Source organism: Streptomyces luteoverticillatus, assembly GCF_003970715.1.
Lineage (GTDB): Bacteria > Actinomycetota > Actinomycetes > Streptomycetales > Streptomycetaceae > Streptomyces > Streptomyces abikoensis.
On record NZ_CP034587.1, the window covers coordinates 3949468 to 3966580 of the forward strand.

A 17113-nucleotide genomic window follows, 5' to 3' on the forward strand; every position below is an offset into this window, starting at 1 on the left:
CGTGGGGGCCGCGGGGGGCGCTGCGGCCGCCTCCGGGGCCGGCCGGTCGCTGACGTTCAGCGGCTTATCCTCGACGATGCTCACGGGTGCCTCTCTCCGGTCGGGAAAACGCGCGGCCGCGCCCTGGCTCCGGCCGGGGCGCCCGGCGGTCCCAGCGTGGCGCCCGGCGCTTGAGGCCAGCTCGAACGGTCCTGGAACCCGCTGGCGTGGCACGGGGGTTCAGGGGCCGCGACATCAGGGCTCCACCGGACCTCGATCCGGTCTCGAGCACCACGAGCCCCGGCGACAGGGCGCCCCTCGACCCCCGCTCTAGGGGTTCCGCACAGGCTTGGGGCGTGCTCACAGAGACGATCTCCCCCGACCTGTTCCGCGCCGCGCTCTCCCGCTGGGCCAGCGGCGTCACCGTGGTGACCACCACCGATGCCGACGGCCGGAACCACGGCTTCACCGCCAGTGCGTTCTCCTCGGTCTCCCTGGACCCCGCACTCGTCCTGGTGTGCCTGGACAACCGGGCGAACTGCTTCGAGGCCTTCGACAAGTCGGAGGGCTTCGTCATCCACCTGCTCGCCCAGGGCCAGGAGGGCCTGGCCGGCAAGTTCGCCAGCAAGGGCGCGGACAAGTTCGCGGGGACGGACGTGCGGCTCTCCGAGCGCGGGCTGCCGCTGCTGCCGGGCGCGCTGGCCCGGCTGGAGTGCCGCACCGAGCGCCGGATCCCCGGCGGTGACCACCTGATCCTCATCGGCGAGGTGCACCACGCCGACGCGGGCGACGGCGAGCCGCTCGTCTACTACCAGCGCGGCTTCCACGAGCTGATCCCCGCCGGGGCGACGCTCGGCTGACACCCCCGCCAGAGGCCCTTTTCAGGCGGCGCCGGCCGTGTCCGCCGGGCCGTCCGCGACCTCCGGCGCGGCCGCCGTCGCGCGCGTGGCCGGAAACGCCTCGGTGCCCGCCATGACCACGGCGAGATGGGCGGCCGACGCGAGCGTCACATGCCGGTGCCAGCCCTGGAACGAGCGGCCCACGAAGTCCCGCATGCCCACCTGGTCGGCGACGCGCCGGGCGTCGCGGTCGGCGACGGCGGTCAGCCGCGTCAGCCGCAGCAGCGCCCCGATGGGCAGGTCGGTCGCGTCGGTCAGCCATAAGCGGGCCTGCCGGCGCTCGCCCCCCGCCCATTCGCCGATCAGCCGCATGGGCCGCCATGGGTTGCCGTCCGGCCGCCCCGCCCGGTCGCGCGGGGGGCGGGGGAGCAGCACGGGGACGGTGGTGGCCACGGTGTCGCGGCGGTCGTCGCGGGTGAGCGTCCACTCGGTCGGGCGGCGCAGCCGCTTGACGGCCTCCAGCAGCTGCCCCGCGGTGGTCGTCCGCTCGCTGTAGCCCTGGAGGGCGGAGCCGTCGGCCCGCAGCCGGGTGCCCGGGTCGACGCGCATCAGCAGCGGGGCGTCCAGCGACTCCAGCCGTCGGGCGCACTCGGCGGCGTCCAGCCCGTCGACGTTCACCACGACGGGCACCCGTCCCGGCGACTCCCCGCCGGCCCGGGGCGCCAGCTGGCTGACGCAGTCCTCGGGGGTGGCGGTGCGCACGGTGGCGGGAATGCCCGCGCCCCGGCGCCGCTCGGCGTCGGCCAGCCAGCTCTCGGTCAGCAGCAGCCGCCAGTCGACGGGCACGGCGTGGGTGCCGGAGACCATCCAGGCCCCGTACGCCTGCTGGCTGTTGACCGTCTGGCCCAGGTCGGGCAGGAAGCGCGGCTCGACCCCCACCGAGTGGACCCCCGCCTTGGGGATCACCGTGGGGCGGACGACCCAGGCCTGTGGCTCCAGGAGCCGCTCGGTGTGGCGCGCCAGGGCCTGGCGCACCGGCCGCCACTCCCAGGACGAGTCGCTGATGAAGTGGTGGACGCTCTGCCGGGCGGTGGCCCCGCCGATCTGCGCCGCGATGTTCCGCAGCGTCTTGCGCCCCTCGGCGGCCAGCAGGCCGCGTACGTACTGTTCGGCCCGGAGACGCTGGTCGCTGCGCTGGAGCGACGCGAAGAGCGTGGTGCGCAGCTCCGCCAGCACCTGTTCCGGTGCCCGGTCACCCAGGCTGCCTGGACGGCTCGAGTCCGTTCCCATCATTCCCCCCACTGCGATGGCCGGACGGCCGACCTCCGAAGCATGTTGATCCGCTGTGCGTGTTGGTTATGCGTAACGGGCCTGGTACGAGCAGGCAGATATCCCCCCAGACCGGGACTTGTCACCCCTCGGGCTGACTACTGTAAATAAACCATACGAACGGTTTCGCCGGGTGAAGGTTTGGCCAATGGTCGGGGTCCGTTCAGCCCGCCCCCCTGGCGAGCCGGTCCGGGCCCCGTCCTTCGGCCGCCCCGCTCAGTTCCCGGTGGTGCCGGCGTCGCCACCCTTTTCGGGGCGGGCCGCCGCCTCGCACAGCCGCAGCGGGCGGTCCGGCGCGACGTCCAGGCGTGCCAGGACGGCCGGAACGGCGATGTTCGGCAGCAGCATCTGGTACATCAGCGAGACCTCGTGGACGAGGCTGTCGTCCTGCGGCACGGCCTCGGCCACCAGCTGGACGCCGGTCCAGGCGCCGACGAGGAAGCGGGAGGTCTCGTACGGGTCGACGTGCGCGAGCAGCTCGCCCCGGGCCTTGGCCTCGGCCAGCAGCCCGGCGCCGACCGTGATCCACTCCGGCCACTTGGTGCCGAACATCCGGCGCGCCCGCTGGTCCACCGACAGCCGCAGGGCGGCCCGCAGCAGCGGCTCGCGCGGCATGCGGTGGGCGAGCAGCAGCGAGGTGTCGGCGAGCTCCTGGAGTTTGAACTGCTGCGGAAGGACGCCTTCCGTGGTGACCGCCATGTCCAGGACACCGCGCGCCAGGTCTTCCTTGGAGCTGAAATGGAAGTAGAGGGCGCCCCGGGTCACATCGGCCCGGGCCAGGATCTGGGAAATGGTGGCCGCTTCATAGCCGCACTCGTCGAAGACGATTCCGGCGGCTTCCAGAATCACTTGACGGGTCCGCTTCGCGCGCTCCTGCTGTGCCACGGAAACCCCCTCCTTCTGTTCGGCTACCCCAGGGTTGATTTGTACCAATGGGTAGGTATCCTCAGCGGCGAGTGCCCGCCCAGGCTCAATCCCACGCATCGGCGACCGAGGGGGATCATGTCCGCAACGGTGCAGCAATCCTGCACGCTGGAGCCCGGAATTCCGAAATCGGCCGGGGCTTCGGAGGCGGCAACCGTACCGTCCCCCCGGTCTCCCGGCGGACCGGCGCCCGGACTTGCCGCCGGACCGACGCGCAAGAGAATCGCCAAGGAACTGGTGCACCTCCACGACGCGGCGGCCGTCCTCGTGGTGGACTGGGTGCGCCGCAGCGCCACCGAATTCACGCTCACGGTGGAGTGGCCCGCGTCGGCGGCCGGTGAGAGACCCGATCCGGAACTGGCCGCGCATACCCTCCGGCAGTGCGGACTGGCAATTTCGCATGCCGAGTTCGGTGTTCCGCTCGACCATCAGTCGCTCTTGCGGAAGCTTGACTTCAGCATTGCCCCCGTGGCAACGGCGGAAGGAAATGCTCCGCTGCTTCTCAGTGTCGATCTCCGGTGTTCGCCCGAGAATGGCCGCGACGGCCGGGGCCATGGTTGCGAGGCCATGGATTTCACGGTCCGCGCGGGTACGCGGACGATCATCCGCGCCCGGTCGCTCGCCACCTGGATTTCCCCCGGTGTCTACCGCCGGCTGCGCGGCGCCCACCTCTCGCCGCGCTGGGGAGAGTGGGAGATACCCCCGCCGCTGCCCCCCTCGGACGTCGGCCGCGCCCGGCCCGGCGAGGTCGTCCTGGCCGCCGGCGACGGCCCGGACCACTGGCGGCTGCGGAACGACCCGGCCAACAAGGAGATGTTCGACCACCCCGTCGACCACGTGCCCGGGCTGGCCCTCTTCACCGCCGCGTGCCAGGCGGCCCGCGCCGCCCGGACGGCCGCCTCGGCCGGGGACCTCCCGACGGGAACGGTCGAGGTGACGATGGCCTACAGCCGGTACGTCGAGTTCGACGCGCCCTGCTTCCTGGAGACGGCGGGGGCGGCGGACGACCAGGAGGTCACCGGGACGCAGGAGGGCGCGGTCGCCTTCCGCATAGGGCTGCGGTACGTGGCGGGGGCCGTGACCGCTACTGGTTGAGGAAGCCGCCGTCCACCGGCATCACCACGCCGGTGAGGAACGGCGAGCGGTCGCTGAGCAGCCAGGCGGCCGCCTCGGCGATCTCCTCCGGGGCCGCGGTGCGGCCCTGCGGGGTCATGCCGTTGACCATCTGCTCCAGGCCCGGGTTGCGGTCGAACCAGTCGGCCGTGATCTCGCTGCGCGTGGTGCCCGGGGCGACGGCGTTGACCCGGATGCCCTGCTTGGCGTACTCGTCGGCGGCGGCCCGGGTGAGCCCGATCACCGCGTGCTTGGCGGCGACGTAGGGAGCGGCGGCCGGGATGGCGACGAGCCCGGCGACGCTGCTGTTGTTGACGATCGCGCCGCCGCCGGTCTCCAGCATGGCGGAGATCTCATGGCGCAGGCAGTTCCATACGCCGCGGACGTTGGTGTCCATGATCGTGTCGTAGGCGTCGTCGCCCATCAGGTGCATCGGGGTGCGGTCGCCGCCGACGCCGGCGTTGTTGAAGGCGGCGTCCAGCCGGCCGTACCGCTCGACGGCGAACTCGACCGCGCGGCGGGCGTCGTCGGGGCGGGTGACGTCCGTGACGACGTACGAGGCCTCGGCGCCCAGCGCCGTGAGCTCCGCGGCGAGGGCGGCGAGGCGGTCCTCGCGGCGGGCCGCGAGGACGACGCGGGCGCCCTCACGGGCGAAGACGCGCGCGGCGGCGGCGCCTATACCGCTGCTGGCGCCGGTGACGAGGGTCACCTTGTGGGGAAGGAGAGACTGGCTGGTCATGGTGGGAGTTTGCCAGCCCTTTGTTTCGTTCCCGAAAGCTGGAGGGGCCGAATATTCGGCCCCTCCAGCATCGAGTGCGCTAGCCCACCGGAACCGGCGGGAAGTGGCCCTCCTCGACGAAGAAGCCGACGTACTTCTCGAAGAGCTCGCGCGTCAGCTCCGGGCAGACGATGCCGCTGCCCTCCAGCGCGGCCTCCGTCTCCTCCGTACCGATCGGCGGGTAGAAGGCGTCGGTGTCGGACGTCATCATCTCGAAGGCGTGCAGCAGCGGGTACAGCGCGTTGTCCCGGTCCGTGCGGACCGACTCGCTCCACTCGTCCCAGCCGCGCTCGCCCAGCGGGTAGCCCAGGTCGCGCAGGTAGGCGACGCAGGTGCCCAGGGAGAGCGAGCTCTGGTTGAAGAGGTGGAACGTGCCGCCGGCGCTCTTCTCCTGCCGGGAGATGCCCAGGATCGCGGCGCTCACGTAGTCCACCGGCAGCAGGTGGAAGCGGCCGCCGCTGGTCGTGGGCACCGAACCGGCCTGGAGCAGGCCCTTGAGGCTGAGCCAGACGAAGTCCGCCGTCTGGCAGGCGCCGTTCTCCTGGTCGCCGGAGATCACGTCGACGCGGTAGACCGAGACCGGCAGCCCTCGGTCGCGGGCCACTCCGATGAGCTGCTCCGCCACCCACTTGCTCTGGAGGTAGCCGCTCGGCAGCGCCTCGGCGGGGCCGGTCGGGTCGGTGACCTTCAGCGGGACGCCCTCCTCGCGCACGCCGTCGAAGACGCCGACGGTCGACACGTAGTGGACGGGCACCGTGCGGTGCCGCGCGGCCAGCCGCAGGACCTCCTCCGTGCCCAGGACGTTGGACGCCTTGAGCGAGGTGTACGGGTGGAGCCAGTGGACGCGGGCGCCGTTGTGGTAGACCACGTCGACCTCGCGGGCGAGGGCGTCGAAGGTCTCCGGCGCGAGGCCCAGGCCCGGCTCGGCGAGGTCGCCGAGGACGATCGCCAGCCGCGCGGGGTCGACCTCGTCCCAGACCCGGTAGTACTCCATGTTGGCGCGCAGCCGCGCCAGGGCGGTGGCCTCGTCCGTGCCGCGCACCAGGCAGTGGATCCGGCCCGTGGTGCTCCGCATCAGGTCGCGCAGCAGGAACGCCCCGAGGAAGCCGGTGGCTCCGGTGAGCAGGATCTCCTTCGGGTCGGCCACGACGCGGACGACCTCGTCCGCCGGGCGGACGTCCTCGGCGAGGACGATCTCCGCGGCGAAGTCCACGGTCCCGGCGGCCGCGGTGTCGCCCGCGCCGTCCGCGCCCGCGGCCAGGGCCTCGGTCAGCAGGAACGCGGCCAGGCCGTCCGGCGTGGGGTGGTCGAAGACCACCGTCGCCGGCAGCTTGACGCCGGTGGCGGCGCCCAGCCGGTTGCGCAGCTCGACCGAGGTCAGCGAGTCGAAGCCGAGGGAGGGGAAGGGCTGCGCGGTGTCGATGCCGGTGCCCCCGGAGTGCCCGAGGACTCCGGCGATCTCGGCGACGACCAGCTCCAGCACGGCCTGCCGCCGCCCGTCCGCGTCCAGCCCGGCCAGCCGCTCGGCCAGCGAGCCGTCCACCGCGTCGGAGTTGCGGGCGACGCGCCGCGCCGGGGTGCGCACCAGGGCACCGAGCACCGTGGGCGCCTGCGCCGGCTGGGCGCGCAGCGGGGTGAGGTCGAGCGGGGTGGCGACCAGGGCCGCGTCCCCGAGCTCCAGGGCCGTGTCCAGCAGCGCGGTGCCCTGGACGGCGGTGACCGGGCGGAAGCCGCTGCGGGCTATCCGCTTGAGGTCGGTGTCGTCCAGATGGCCGCTCATGCCGGCCTCCTGCTCCCACAGACCCCAGGCGAGGGACGTGGCGGGCAGGCCGTTCGCCCTGCGGTGCTCGGCGAGGGCGTCGAGGAAGACGTTGGCCGCCGCGTAGTTGGACTGGCCGGGGCCGCCGACGATGCCGGCGATGGAGGAGAAGAGGACGAAGGCGGCGAGGTTCGCCATGTCCTTGGTGAGCTCGTGGAGGTGCCAGGCGGCGTCGACCTTGGGGCGGAGGACGGCGGCGAGGCGTTCGGGGGTGAGGGAGGTGATCAGGCCGTCGTCGAGGACGCCGGCGGTGTGGATGACGGCGGTCAGCGGGTGCTCGGCCGGGATGCCGGCCAGTAGGCCGGCCACCGCGGTGCGGTCGGTGACGTCGCAGGCGGCGACGGTCACGGCTTCGGCGCCGAGTGTCTTCAGCTCGGCGGTGAGCGCCTCCACGCCGGGGGACGCGGCGCCGCGCCTGCTGCTGAGCAGCAGGTGGCGGACGCCGTGTTCTCTCACGAGGTGCTTGGCGAAAAGGGCGCCGAGGCTGCCCGTACCGCCGGTGATGAGCACGGTGCCGTGCGGGTCCAGGGTCGCGTTTGCGGGTGCGGCCCGGTGGTCGGGTTGTGCCCACCCGTCCCGCCCTGCGGGACGATTGCCCACAACCGGCGTCGTCCGGGACAGGCGCGGCACGCGCAGTTCGTCGCCCCGCAGGGCCAGCTGAGGCTCGCCCGTCGTGGCGGCGGAGGCCAGGAGCGCGTGGTCCGTGTCCGCCGCGTCCGCGTCCAGCAGGACGAAGCGGCCCGCGTGTTCCGACTGTGCCGAGCGGAGGAGGCCCCAGACCGTGGCGGCCGCCAGGTCGGTGACGTCCTCGCCGGCGGTCGTCGCCATCGCGCCGGTCGTGACGACCGTCAGCGGCGTCTCCGCCAGTCGCTCCTCGGCCAGCCACTCCTGGACCAGGCCCAGCACGCGCAGTGCCGTGGCGTGGACGCTCGCCGGGAGGTCGTCCGTGGGCTCGGCGGTCAGGGGCAGCAGCACGGTGTCGTAGCGCGTACCGGCCGCGACGGCCGTCGCGACGGCCGCCACGTCGGCGAACCCGTCGGGGTCCAGGACCGCGTACGCCGGGGCGACGTCCCGCGCGGGGAGGCCGACCGGCGTCCAGTCCATGCGGAACAGCGCGTCGTGCGGCCGGGCCAGGGCGCCCGTGACGGCGGCGGCCGTGACCGGGCCGGTGCGCAGCGCCTCGACGGAGGCGACGGGCCGGCCGGACAGGTCCGCCAGCCGCAGCGACAAGACGCCGTCGGCGGCGGGGGTGACCTGGACGCGCAGCGCCGTGGCGCCCGTCGCGTACAGCCGGACGCCCTGCCAGCGGTCCGCGATGGTGCCGGCGGGGGCGGCCGCGTGGAGGGCCGCGTCCAGGAGCGCCGGGTGGAGGGCGAAGCCGTCGAGGTCGGTGCCCTCGGGCAGCCGGACCTCGGCGAAGGTCTCCTCGCCCTGCCGCCAGGCGGCGGCGAGGCCCCGGAACGCCGGGCCGTACGTCAGCCCGGCGGCGGCCAGCCGCTCGTACACCTCCTCGGGGGCGAGTTCTTCCGCGCCCTGGGGCGGCCAGGAGGTCAGCTCGAAGGGCTCGTCAACGGATCCGGTGGCGCTCAGCGTGCCGTGGGCGTGGCGGGTCCATGGCACGTCCAGGCCGTCGGGGCGGGCGTGGACGGTGACCGTCCGGCGGCCCTCCGCGTCGGCGGGGCCGACGTGGGCCTGGAGCTGGACCTCGCCCTTGTCGGGCACGGCCAGCGGGGCGTCCAGCGCGAAGTCCGCGAGGACGCTCGCGCCCAGCTCGTCGCCGGCGCGGACGGCCAGTTCGGCCAGGGCGGCCGACGGCACCACGGCCGTGCCCAGCACGCGGTGCTCGCCGAGCCAGCAGTGGGTGCGCAGCGAGATCCGGCCGGCGAACAGGGCCTCGTCGGCGCCCGCGACGGGCAGTGCCGCGCCCAGCAGCGGGTGCCCGGCGACGGACAGGCCGAGCCCGGCGGCGTCGGCGGCCCGTGCCGCCGACTCGACCCAGAAGCGCTGGTGCTGGAAGGCGTAGGTGGGCAGGTCGACCCGGCGCGCGCCGGTGCCCTCGAAGAACGCCCGCCAGTCCACGGCCACCCCGTGGTTGTGGAGCCGGCCGAGGCCCTCGACGAGGGCGGCGGGCTCGGGGCGGCCGCGGCGCAGCAGCGCCACCGCCGCGCCGGGCTCGACCGTGTCCTGGACGAGCGCGGTGAGCACGCCGCCGGGGCCGGCCTCCACGAACGTGGTCACGCCGTGGGCGGCGAGGGCGCGGACGGCGTCGGCGAACCGCACGGCCTCGCGGACGTGACGCACCCAGTAGTCGGGCGAGGTCAGTTCCTCGGTGGTGGCGAGGGTGCCCGTGAGGCCGGAGACGACCGGGATCGTGGGCGGGTGGTAGGTGAGGCCCTCGGCGACCTTGCGGAACAGCGGCAGCATGGGCTGCATGTGCGGGGAGTGGAAGGCGTGGCTGACGGTGAGCCGCTTGGTCTTGCGGCCCTGCTCCTTCAGCCGGGCCGCGATCTCCTCGGCCGCGTCCGCGTCACCGGCGATGACGACGGCGGCGGGGCCGTTGACGGCGGCGACGGTCACCTCGTCCTCGCGGCCCGCGAGGAGCGGCAGCACCTCCTCCTCCGTCGCCTGGACGGCGATCATCGCGCCGCCCGCGGGCAGTTCCTGCATCAGCCGGCCGCGCGCGGCGACCAGCTTCGCGGCGTCCTCCAGCGACAGCACGCCCGCGACGTGCGCGGCGGCGATCTCGCCGATGGAGTGCCCGGCGAGGTAGTCGGGCCGCAGGCCCCAGGACTCGACGAGCCGGTAGAGGGCGACCTCGACCGCGAAGAGGGCGGGCTGGGTGTAGCCGGTGTCGTCCAGGCCCTCGCCGCTCGCGATCACCTCGCGGACCGGCCGCTCCAGCAGCGGGTCGAGGACGGCGGCCACCGCGTCGAAGGCCGCCGCGAAGGCCGGGTACGCCGCGTACAGCTCCTGGCCCATGCCGGGGTGCTGGGCGCCCTGGCCGGTGAAGAGGACACCGGTCTTGCCCTTGCCGCGCGCGCCCTGGACGACGTTCGGGCTCTGCTCGCCCTCCGCCAGGGCGGCGAGGCCCGCCCGCAGTCCTTCCGCGTCGGCGCCGGTGACGACGGCCCGCTGCTCCAGCGCGGAGCGCGTGGTGGCCAGCGAGTACGCCACGTCGAGGGGTGAGTTCGACGACGAGGCGGCCAGCAGTCGGCGGGCCTGCTCGCGCAGCGCCTCGGCGCTCTTCGCGGACAGCAGCCACGGCAGGACGGGCGGGACGACCGGCTCGGTGGCGGCCGTCTCCTCGGCGGGGGCCTGCTCCAGGATCAGGTGGGCGTTGGTGCCGCTGACGCCGAAGGCGGAGACGGCGGCCCGGCGCGGCCGGTCGGCCTCGGGCCACGGCCGCGCCTCGGTGAGCAGCTCGACGGCGCCGGACTCCCAGTCGACCATCGGGGTGGGCTCGTCGACGTGGAGGGTCCGGGGCAGCGTGCCGTGCTCCATCGCCTGGATCATCTTGATGACGCCGCCGACGCCCGCCGCGGCCACGGTGTGGCCGATGTTGGACTTCAGCGAGCCCAGGTAGAGCGGGCGGCCCTCGGGCCGGTCCTGGCCGTAGGTGGCGAGCAGGGCCTGGGCCTCGATGGGGTCGCCGAGGCGGGTGCCGGTGCCGTGCGCCTCGACGACGTCGACGTCGGCCGTCGACAGCCGGGCGTTGGCGAGGGCCTGGCGGATCACCCGCTCCTGGGAGGGGCCGTTGGGGGCGGTCAGGCCGTTGGACGCGCCGTCCTGGTTGACGGCGGAACCGCGGATCACCGCGAGGACCTTGTGCCCGTTCTTCCGCGCGTCCGACAGCTTCTCGACGAGCACCAGGCCGACGCCCTCCGACCAGGAGGTGCCGTCGGCGGTCGCCGAGAAGGACTTGATGCGGCCGTCGGGGGCGAGGCCGCTCTGCCGGGAGAAGTCGACGAAGCCGCCAGGGGTCGCCGTGATCGTCGAGCCGCCGGCCAGCGCCAGCGTCGACTCGCCCTGCCGCACCGACTGGACGGCCAGGTGGAGGGCGACCAGCGAGGACGAGCAGGCCGTGTCCACGGACAGCGCCGGGCCCTCGAAGCCGAAGGTGTAGGCGATGCGGCCGGAGGCCACGGAGTTGAGCTTGCTGGTCAGCAGGTAGCCCTCGAACTCCTCGGGCCCGTCGAGCCCGAGGTAGCTCTGCTCGATGACGCCCGCGAAGACGCCGACCTGGCTGCCGCGCAGCCCGGCCGGGTCGATGCCGGCCTGCTCGAAGGTCTCCCACGCGGTCTCCAGCAGCACCCGCTGCTGGGGGTCCATCGCCTGCGCCTCGCGCGGGGAGATCCCGAAGAAGCCCGCGTCGAACTCGGCGGCGCCGTCGAGGAAGCCGCCCTCACGGGTGTAGGAGGTGCCGGGGGTGGCCGGGTCCGGGTCGTAGAGCCGCTCCAGGTCCCAGCCGCGGTCGGTGGGGAACGGCGAGATGCCGTCCACGCCGCCCTCGACCATCCGCCACAGGTCCTCGGGCGAGCGCACCCCGCCGGGGAACCGGCAGGCCATGCCGACGATGGCGACGGGCTCCTGGGTGCCCGCCTCCAGCTCGGCCAGGCGCGCCCGCGCCTTCTTCAGATCGGCCGTCACCCATTTGAGGTACTCGACCAGCTTCTCTTCGTTGGAGGGTTGATTGGTCATGCTGAATCTCTCCTGGAGATACGGAAGTCGGTGAGCACCTCAGCCGGAGGAGCGGCCGAGCTCGTTGTCGATGAAGCTGAAGATGTCCTCGGCCGAGGCCGACTCCAGCTGGTCGGTGACGTCCTCCTCCGCGACCGCCGCCGTGGACTCGTTGAGCTTGGCGAGCAGCGTCTGGAGGCGTACGGAGACGGAGGCGCGGGCCGGGTCGTCGGCGCCCAGGCCGGGCAGCAGCGCCTCCAGCTTGTCCAGCCCCGCCAGCACCGGGTGCGGCGCCTCGGCGCCGTCCGGCACGAGCTGACGGAGCAGGAACGCGGTGAGCGCGGCGGAGGTGGGGTGGTCGAAGACCAGCGTCGCGGGCAGCCGGGTGCCGGCGGCCACCGTGAGCCGGTTGCGCAGCTCCACGGCCGTCAGCGAGTCGAAGCCCAGGTCCGAGAAGGCGCGTTCGGGCTCGATGCCGTCGGCGTCCGCGTGGCCCAGCACGGCCGCGACGGCGGTGCGCACCAGGCCCAGCACGGTCGCCTCCCGCTCCGGCGCGCTGAGCTCCGCCAGCCGCTCGGCCAGCGACTCGGTCTGCTCGGTCTGCGACTGCGCGGTGCGCCGGGGCGCGGCGGGGCTGACAAGGGCGCGCAGCAGCGCGGGGATGCGCTCCTGGGCGCGTACGGCGGCGGCGCCGACGGGGGTGCCGACGAGGGCCGCGCTGTCGTGGGCGAGCGCCCGGTCGAACAGCGAGTGGCCCTCGGGGCGGGCGATGGGCCGGAAGCCGTCGCGGGCGAACCGGTTGAGGTCGGCCTCGTCCAGGTCCTTGTTGATGCCGCCGGGCACCGACCACAGGCCCCAGGCGAGGGACGTGCCGGACAGCCCGTTCGCCCTGCGGTGCTCGGCGAGGGCGTCCAGGAAGGTGTTGGCGGCCGCGTAGTTGGCCTGGCCCGGGCCGCCGAGGACGCCGACGGCCGAGGAGAACAGCACGAACGCCGCCAGGTCCATCTCCTTGGTGAGCTCGTGGAGGTGCCAGGCCGCGTCCACCTTGGGGCGGAGGACGGCCGAGAGCCGCTCGGGGGTGAGGGTGGGCAGCAGGCCGTTGTCGAGGACGCCCGCGGTGTGCACGACGCCGGTCAGCGGGTGCTCGGCCGGGATGGCGGCCAGGAGCTTCGCGAGGGCCTCGCGGTCGGCGACGTCGCAGGCGGCGACGGTGACCTCGGCGCCCAGCGACTGGAGGTCGGTGACGACCTCGGTCAGCCCCTCGGTAGCCGCCCCGCCGCGACTGGCGAGCAGCACCCGCGAGATGCCGTGCTCGGCCACCAGGTGGCGGGCGAACACCGCGCCCAGGGCGCCGGTGCCGGTGATCAGCACGGTGCCGTCGGGCTTCCACTCCGGGCGCTTCGGCTTGTACTCCGGCGCGAGCAGGCGCTGCAGCCTCGGCAGGAGCACCTTGCCGCCGCGGACGGCGGCCTGCGGCTCGCCGGAGGCGACGAGCGCGGCCAGCAGCTCGGGGGTGTGGCTGCCGTCGGTGTCGACGACCGCGACGCGGTCGGGGGCCTCGGACTGGGCGGTGCGGATGAGGCCCCAGACGGCTGACGCCGTCAGGTCGGCGATGTCCTCGCCGGGGATGGCGGACACACCGCCCTGGGTCAGGACGACCAGGGGGGTGGCCGCGAGGCGGTCCTCGGCCAGCCACGTCTGCAGGAGCCGCAGGGTGTGTGCGGCGCCGCTGTGGACGGCCGCGGGCAGTTCGGCACCGCCGGAGGCGGCCGTCGTGGCCGAGGCCGGCTGCGGCGGGAGGGAATTCCCCGAACCCGCCCCGTTGCGCCCCCCGGGCGCCGAGAGGGAGGCGGTGGGCGCCAGGACCGCGTCCACCGTGCCGGAGTCCACCGCCGTGGCCACCTGGGACGGGTCCAGGAAGCGCTGGGCGTCGAGGTCCTCCGCCGTGTCGCCGAGGGCGCCCCACAGGGGGGTCTCCTCCGCCGGGGCGAGCTGGGCCGGGACCCAGTCGACGCGGAGGAGGGAGTCGCGGCCGGTGCTGTCGACGTGCGGGGTGAACTGGCCGTTGGGCACGTCGCGGAAGACGATCGACTCGACGGAGGCGACGAGCTCGCCCGCCATGTCGGTGAGCTCCATGGCGACGCTGTTCGCGTCGAGCTCGGTCACCGTCGCCTTGACGGCCGTCGCGCCCGTGGCGTGCAGCCGGACGCCGTACCAGTCGGCGGGCACCGGGATGGTGCCGTTGGCCGGGTCGGCGGCGCGGACCGGGACGGCCGCGTTCAGCAGCACGGGGTGGAGGCCGTAGCGGCCCGCCTCCTCGTGGAGCTCCTCCGGGAGCTGGAACTCGATGGTCCTGCCCTCGCCCTCCGGGCGCGCGGCGGGCTCGGCGGTCTCCGGCAGGTAGTAGCCCTCGACGTGCATGGTCCAGGGGCCGTCGGAGGAGTCCGGCCGCGAGTACAGGCACAGGCAGCGACGCTCGGAGTCGTCGTGGGTGCCCGCGCGCACCTGGAGCTGGAGGGTGCCGTCCTCGGGCAGCACCAGCGGCACCATGAGGTTGAGCTCGTCGATGACCGGGTAGCCGATCATGTCACCGGCGTGGATGGCCAGTTCGACGAGCGCGGAGGCCGGCAGCACCGGCGAGCCGAGCACGACGTGGTCGGCGAGCCAGGGGTGGGTCTTCAGCGACAGGCGGCTGGCGAACAGCAACTGGTTAGCGCCGGCCACGGTGATGGGCGAGCCGAGCACCGGGTGCTGCTTGCCGTCCGTGCCCGCGGCGACGCCGAACGGGTCGGTGGCGGTGGGCAGCTGCTCCAGCCAGAACCGCTGGTGCTGGAAGGCGTACGTGGGCAGGTCCACCCGGTGCGCGCCGGTGCCGGCGAAGACGGCGGCCCAGTCCACGGCCGTGCCCCGGGCGTGCAGCTGACCGAGCGCGGCCACGGCGGTGAGCGCCTCCGGGCGGCCGGCGCGCAGCGCGGGCACGGCGGCGACGGCCTCGGTGACGGCGCCGGCGGCCATGGCCGTCAGCACCGGGTCGGGGCCCAGCTCCAGCAGCGTGGTGACGCCCTCGGCCTCCAGCACGCGGACGGCGTCCACGAAGCGGACGGCGCCGCGCACCTGCCGCACCCAGTAGTCCGGGGTGCGCAGGTCGTCGCCGGTGGCGACCTGGCCGGTGAGGGTGGAGACGACGAGGATCTCCGGCGCGCGGTAGGTCAGGCCCGCCGCGACCGCCCGGAACTCCTCCAGCATCCCGTCCATGTGCGGGGAGTGGAAGGCGTGGCTGACGGTGAGCCGCTTGGTCTTGCGGCCCTGCTCCTTCAGCCGTGCGGCGACCTCCTCGGCCGCGTCCGCGTCGCCGGAGACCACCACGGCGTCCGGGCCGTTGACGGCCGCGATCGCGAGCCGGTCCTCGTGGCCCGCGAGCAGCGGCAGCACCTCCTCCTCGGCGGCCTGCACGGCGATCATCGCGCCGCCGCCGGGCAGCGCCTGCATCAGCTTCGCCCGTGCCGCGACGAGCTTCGCCGCGTCCGCCAGCGACAGCACCCCGGCCACGTGGGCGGCCGTGAGCTCGCCGATGGAGTGCCCGGCGAGGAAGTCGGGCCGTACGCCCCAGGACTCGACGAGCCGGTAGAGGGCGACCTCGACGGCGAACAGGGCGGGCTGGGTCCAGCCGGTGTCGTCCAGGCCGGCGCCGGAGGCGATCACCTCGCGGACGGACTTGCCGAGCAGCGGGTCCAGCTCGGCGGCCACCGCGTCGAAGGCCTCGGCGAAGGCCGGGAACGCGGCGTACAGCTCCTGGCCCATGCCGGCGCGCTGGGCGCCCTGGCCGGTGAAGAGGAAGCCCGTCCGGCCGCCGCCGCGCACACCGGAGACGACGCCCGCGCCGGGCTCGCCCTCGGCCAGCGAGCGCAGGCCCGCGAGGAGCTCCGCGCGGCCGGTGCCGGTGACCACCGCGCGGTGCTCCAGCGCCGAACGGCCCGTGGCCAGCGAGAAGCCGATGTCCGTGGGCGACGCGTCGGGGTTGGCCTCGACGCGGTCCAGGAGGCGGCGGGCCTGCGCGCGCAGCGCGTCGGGCGTGTGACCGGACACCGGCCAGGCCACGGCGGGCAGTTCGGTCGTCACGACGGGCGCCTGGGGAGCGGCGGCGGCCGGGGCGGTGCCCTCGTCCTGCTCGCCGTCCTCGGCGGGCTGCGCGGCCGTCGCCTGCTCGATGATGACGTGCGCGTTGGTGCCGCCGAAGCCGAACGAGGAGACGGCGGCGCGGCGCGGCCGGTCCGTCTCGGGCCACTTCCGCTCCTCGGTGAGGAGCTCGATCGCGCCCGCCTCCCAGTCGACGTGCGGGGACCGCTCGCCGAGGTGGAGGGTGCGGGGAATCGTCCCGTGCCCGATGGCCTGCACCATCTTGATGACACCGCCGACACCGGCCGCCGCCTGCGCGTGGCCGATGTTGGACTTCAGGGAACCCAGGTACAGCGGCCGGTCCTCGGGCCGGTCCTGGCCGTAGGTGGCCAGCAGCGCCTGCGCCTCGATCGGGTCGCCCAGCGTCGTGCCGGTGCCGTGCGCCTCGACGACGTCGACGTCCGACGGCTTCAGGCCCGCGCTGGCCAGGGCCTGGCGGATGACGCGCTCCTGGGCGGGGCCGTTGGGGGCGGTCAGGCCGTTGGACGCGCCGTCCTGGTTGACGGCCGAGCCGCGGAGGACGGCCAGCACGTGGTGGCCGTTCTTCCGGGCGTCGGAGAGCCGCTCGACGAGCAGCAGGCCCACGCCCTCGGCCCAGCCGGTGCCGTCGGCGGACGCCGCGAAGGACTTGCAGCGGCCGTCGGCGGCCAGGCCGCGCAGCCGGGAGAACTCGATGAACGCCACCGGCGTGGACATCACGGTCGCGCCGCCGGCGAGCGCCAGGTCGCACTCGCCGCGCCGCAGCGCGCCCGCCGCCAGGTGGAGGGTCACCAGCGAGGACGAGCAGGCGGTGTCCACGGTGACGGCCGGGCCTTCGAGGCCGTAGCTGTAGGCGAGCCGCCCGGAGGCGATGGAGCCCGCGCTGCCGCTGAACAGATAGCCCTCGAAGCCCTCCGGGGGCAGATTCGGCCGGGAGCCGTAGTCGTTGTACATCACGCCGGTGAACACGCCGGTGCGGCTGCCCTTGAGGGTGGCCGGGTCGATGCCGGCCCGCTCGAAGGTCTCCCACGCGGTCTCCAGCAGCAGCCGCTGCTGGGGGTCGGCGGCGAGGGCCTCGCGCGGCGACATCCCGAAGAACGCCGGGTCGAAGAGGTCGGCGTCGTGGAGGAAGCCGCCTTCACGGGAGTAGGACTTGCCGACCTGCTCCGGGTCCGGGTCGTAGAGGCCGTCCACGTCCCAGCCGCGGTTGGCGGGGAACTCGGAGACGGCGTCCACGCCGTCCTCGACCAGCTTCCACAGGTCCTCGGGCGAGGCCACCCCGCCCGGGTAGCGGCAGGCCATGCCCACGATGGCGATGGGCTCCTGGTCCTTGCCCTCCACTTCGCGCAGGCGCTTGCGGGCGTCCCGGGCGTCGGCGATGGCCCGCTTGAGGTATTCGCGGAGTTTTACCTCGTCAGCCACGTCTGTTCAGCTCCTGGTGAGTGCGTTCGTCAACTACTGGTGCGGCAACTACTGGTGATGTCCGGGTGGGGTGCGGGC

The 17113-nt window shown here is 74.3% G+C and carries 5 protein-coding genes and 2 pseudogenes; 2 read left to right on the plus strand and 5 right to left on the minus strand.

Annotated elements, in window-relative coordinates; genetic code table 11:
- The first annotated feature begins 335 nt into the window (after positions 1–335).
- Positions 336–839, plus strand: coding sequence for a flavin reductase family protein (locus tag EKH77_RS17510; RefSeq protein WP_126915295.1), 504 nt, complete (start codon positions 336–338; stop codon positions 837–839).
- A gap of 21 nt (positions 840–860) precedes the next feature.
- On the opposite strand, the gene EKH77_RS17515 is transcribed toward EKH77_RS17510, so the two are convergent.
- Both EKH77_RS17515 and EKH77_RS17520 read right to left on the minus strand, forming a co-directional pair.
- A complete protein-coding gene (locus EKH77_RS17515) occupies positions 861–2108 on the minus strand; it encodes an IS701 family transposase (RefSeq protein ID WP_126918116.1) in 1248 nt (415 codons plus the stop codon).
- 255 nt (positions 2109–2363) lie between these two features.
- Entirely contained in the window at positions 2364–3032 is a 669-nt protein-coding gene (locus EKH77_RS17520) for a ScbR family autoregulator-binding transcription factor (RefSeq protein WP_126915296.1), read from the minus strand.
- 117 nt (positions 3033–3149) lie between these two features.
- On the opposite strand from EKH77_RS17520, the gene EKH77_RS34350 reads away from it, so the two are divergent.
- Positions 3150–4166 (plus strand): ScbA/BarX family gamma-butyrolactone biosynthesis protein, encoded by a 1017-nt coding sequence (locus EKH77_RS34350; RefSeq protein WP_126915297.1) that lies wholly within the window; start codon positions 3150–3152, stop codon positions 4164–4166.
- Here the strand turns inward: EKH77_RS34350 and EKH77_RS17530 are convergent.
- The 3 genes and pseudogenes from EKH77_RS17530 to EKH77_RS17540 all read right to left on the minus strand — a co-directional run.
- Complete coding sequence (locus EKH77_RS17530) at positions 4156–4923, minus strand: glucose 1-dehydrogenase (protein ID WP_126915298.1); 768 nt, start codon at positions 4921–4923, stop codon at positions 4156–4158. The two genes, EKH77_RS34350 and EKH77_RS17530, sit on opposite strands and share 11 nt — an antisense overlap.
- Before the next feature lie 79 nt (positions 4924–5002).
- Positions 5003–11464 (minus strand): annotated as a pseudogene (locus EKH77_RS17535) (type I polyketide synthase); the annotation flags it as partial.
- A 54-nt stretch (positions 11465–11518) separates the two neighbouring features.
- Positions 11519–17017: pseudogene (locus EKH77_RS17540) on the minus strand (SDR family NAD(P)-dependent oxidoreductase); the annotation flags it as partial.
- Positions 17018–17113 lie beyond the last annotated feature (96 nt).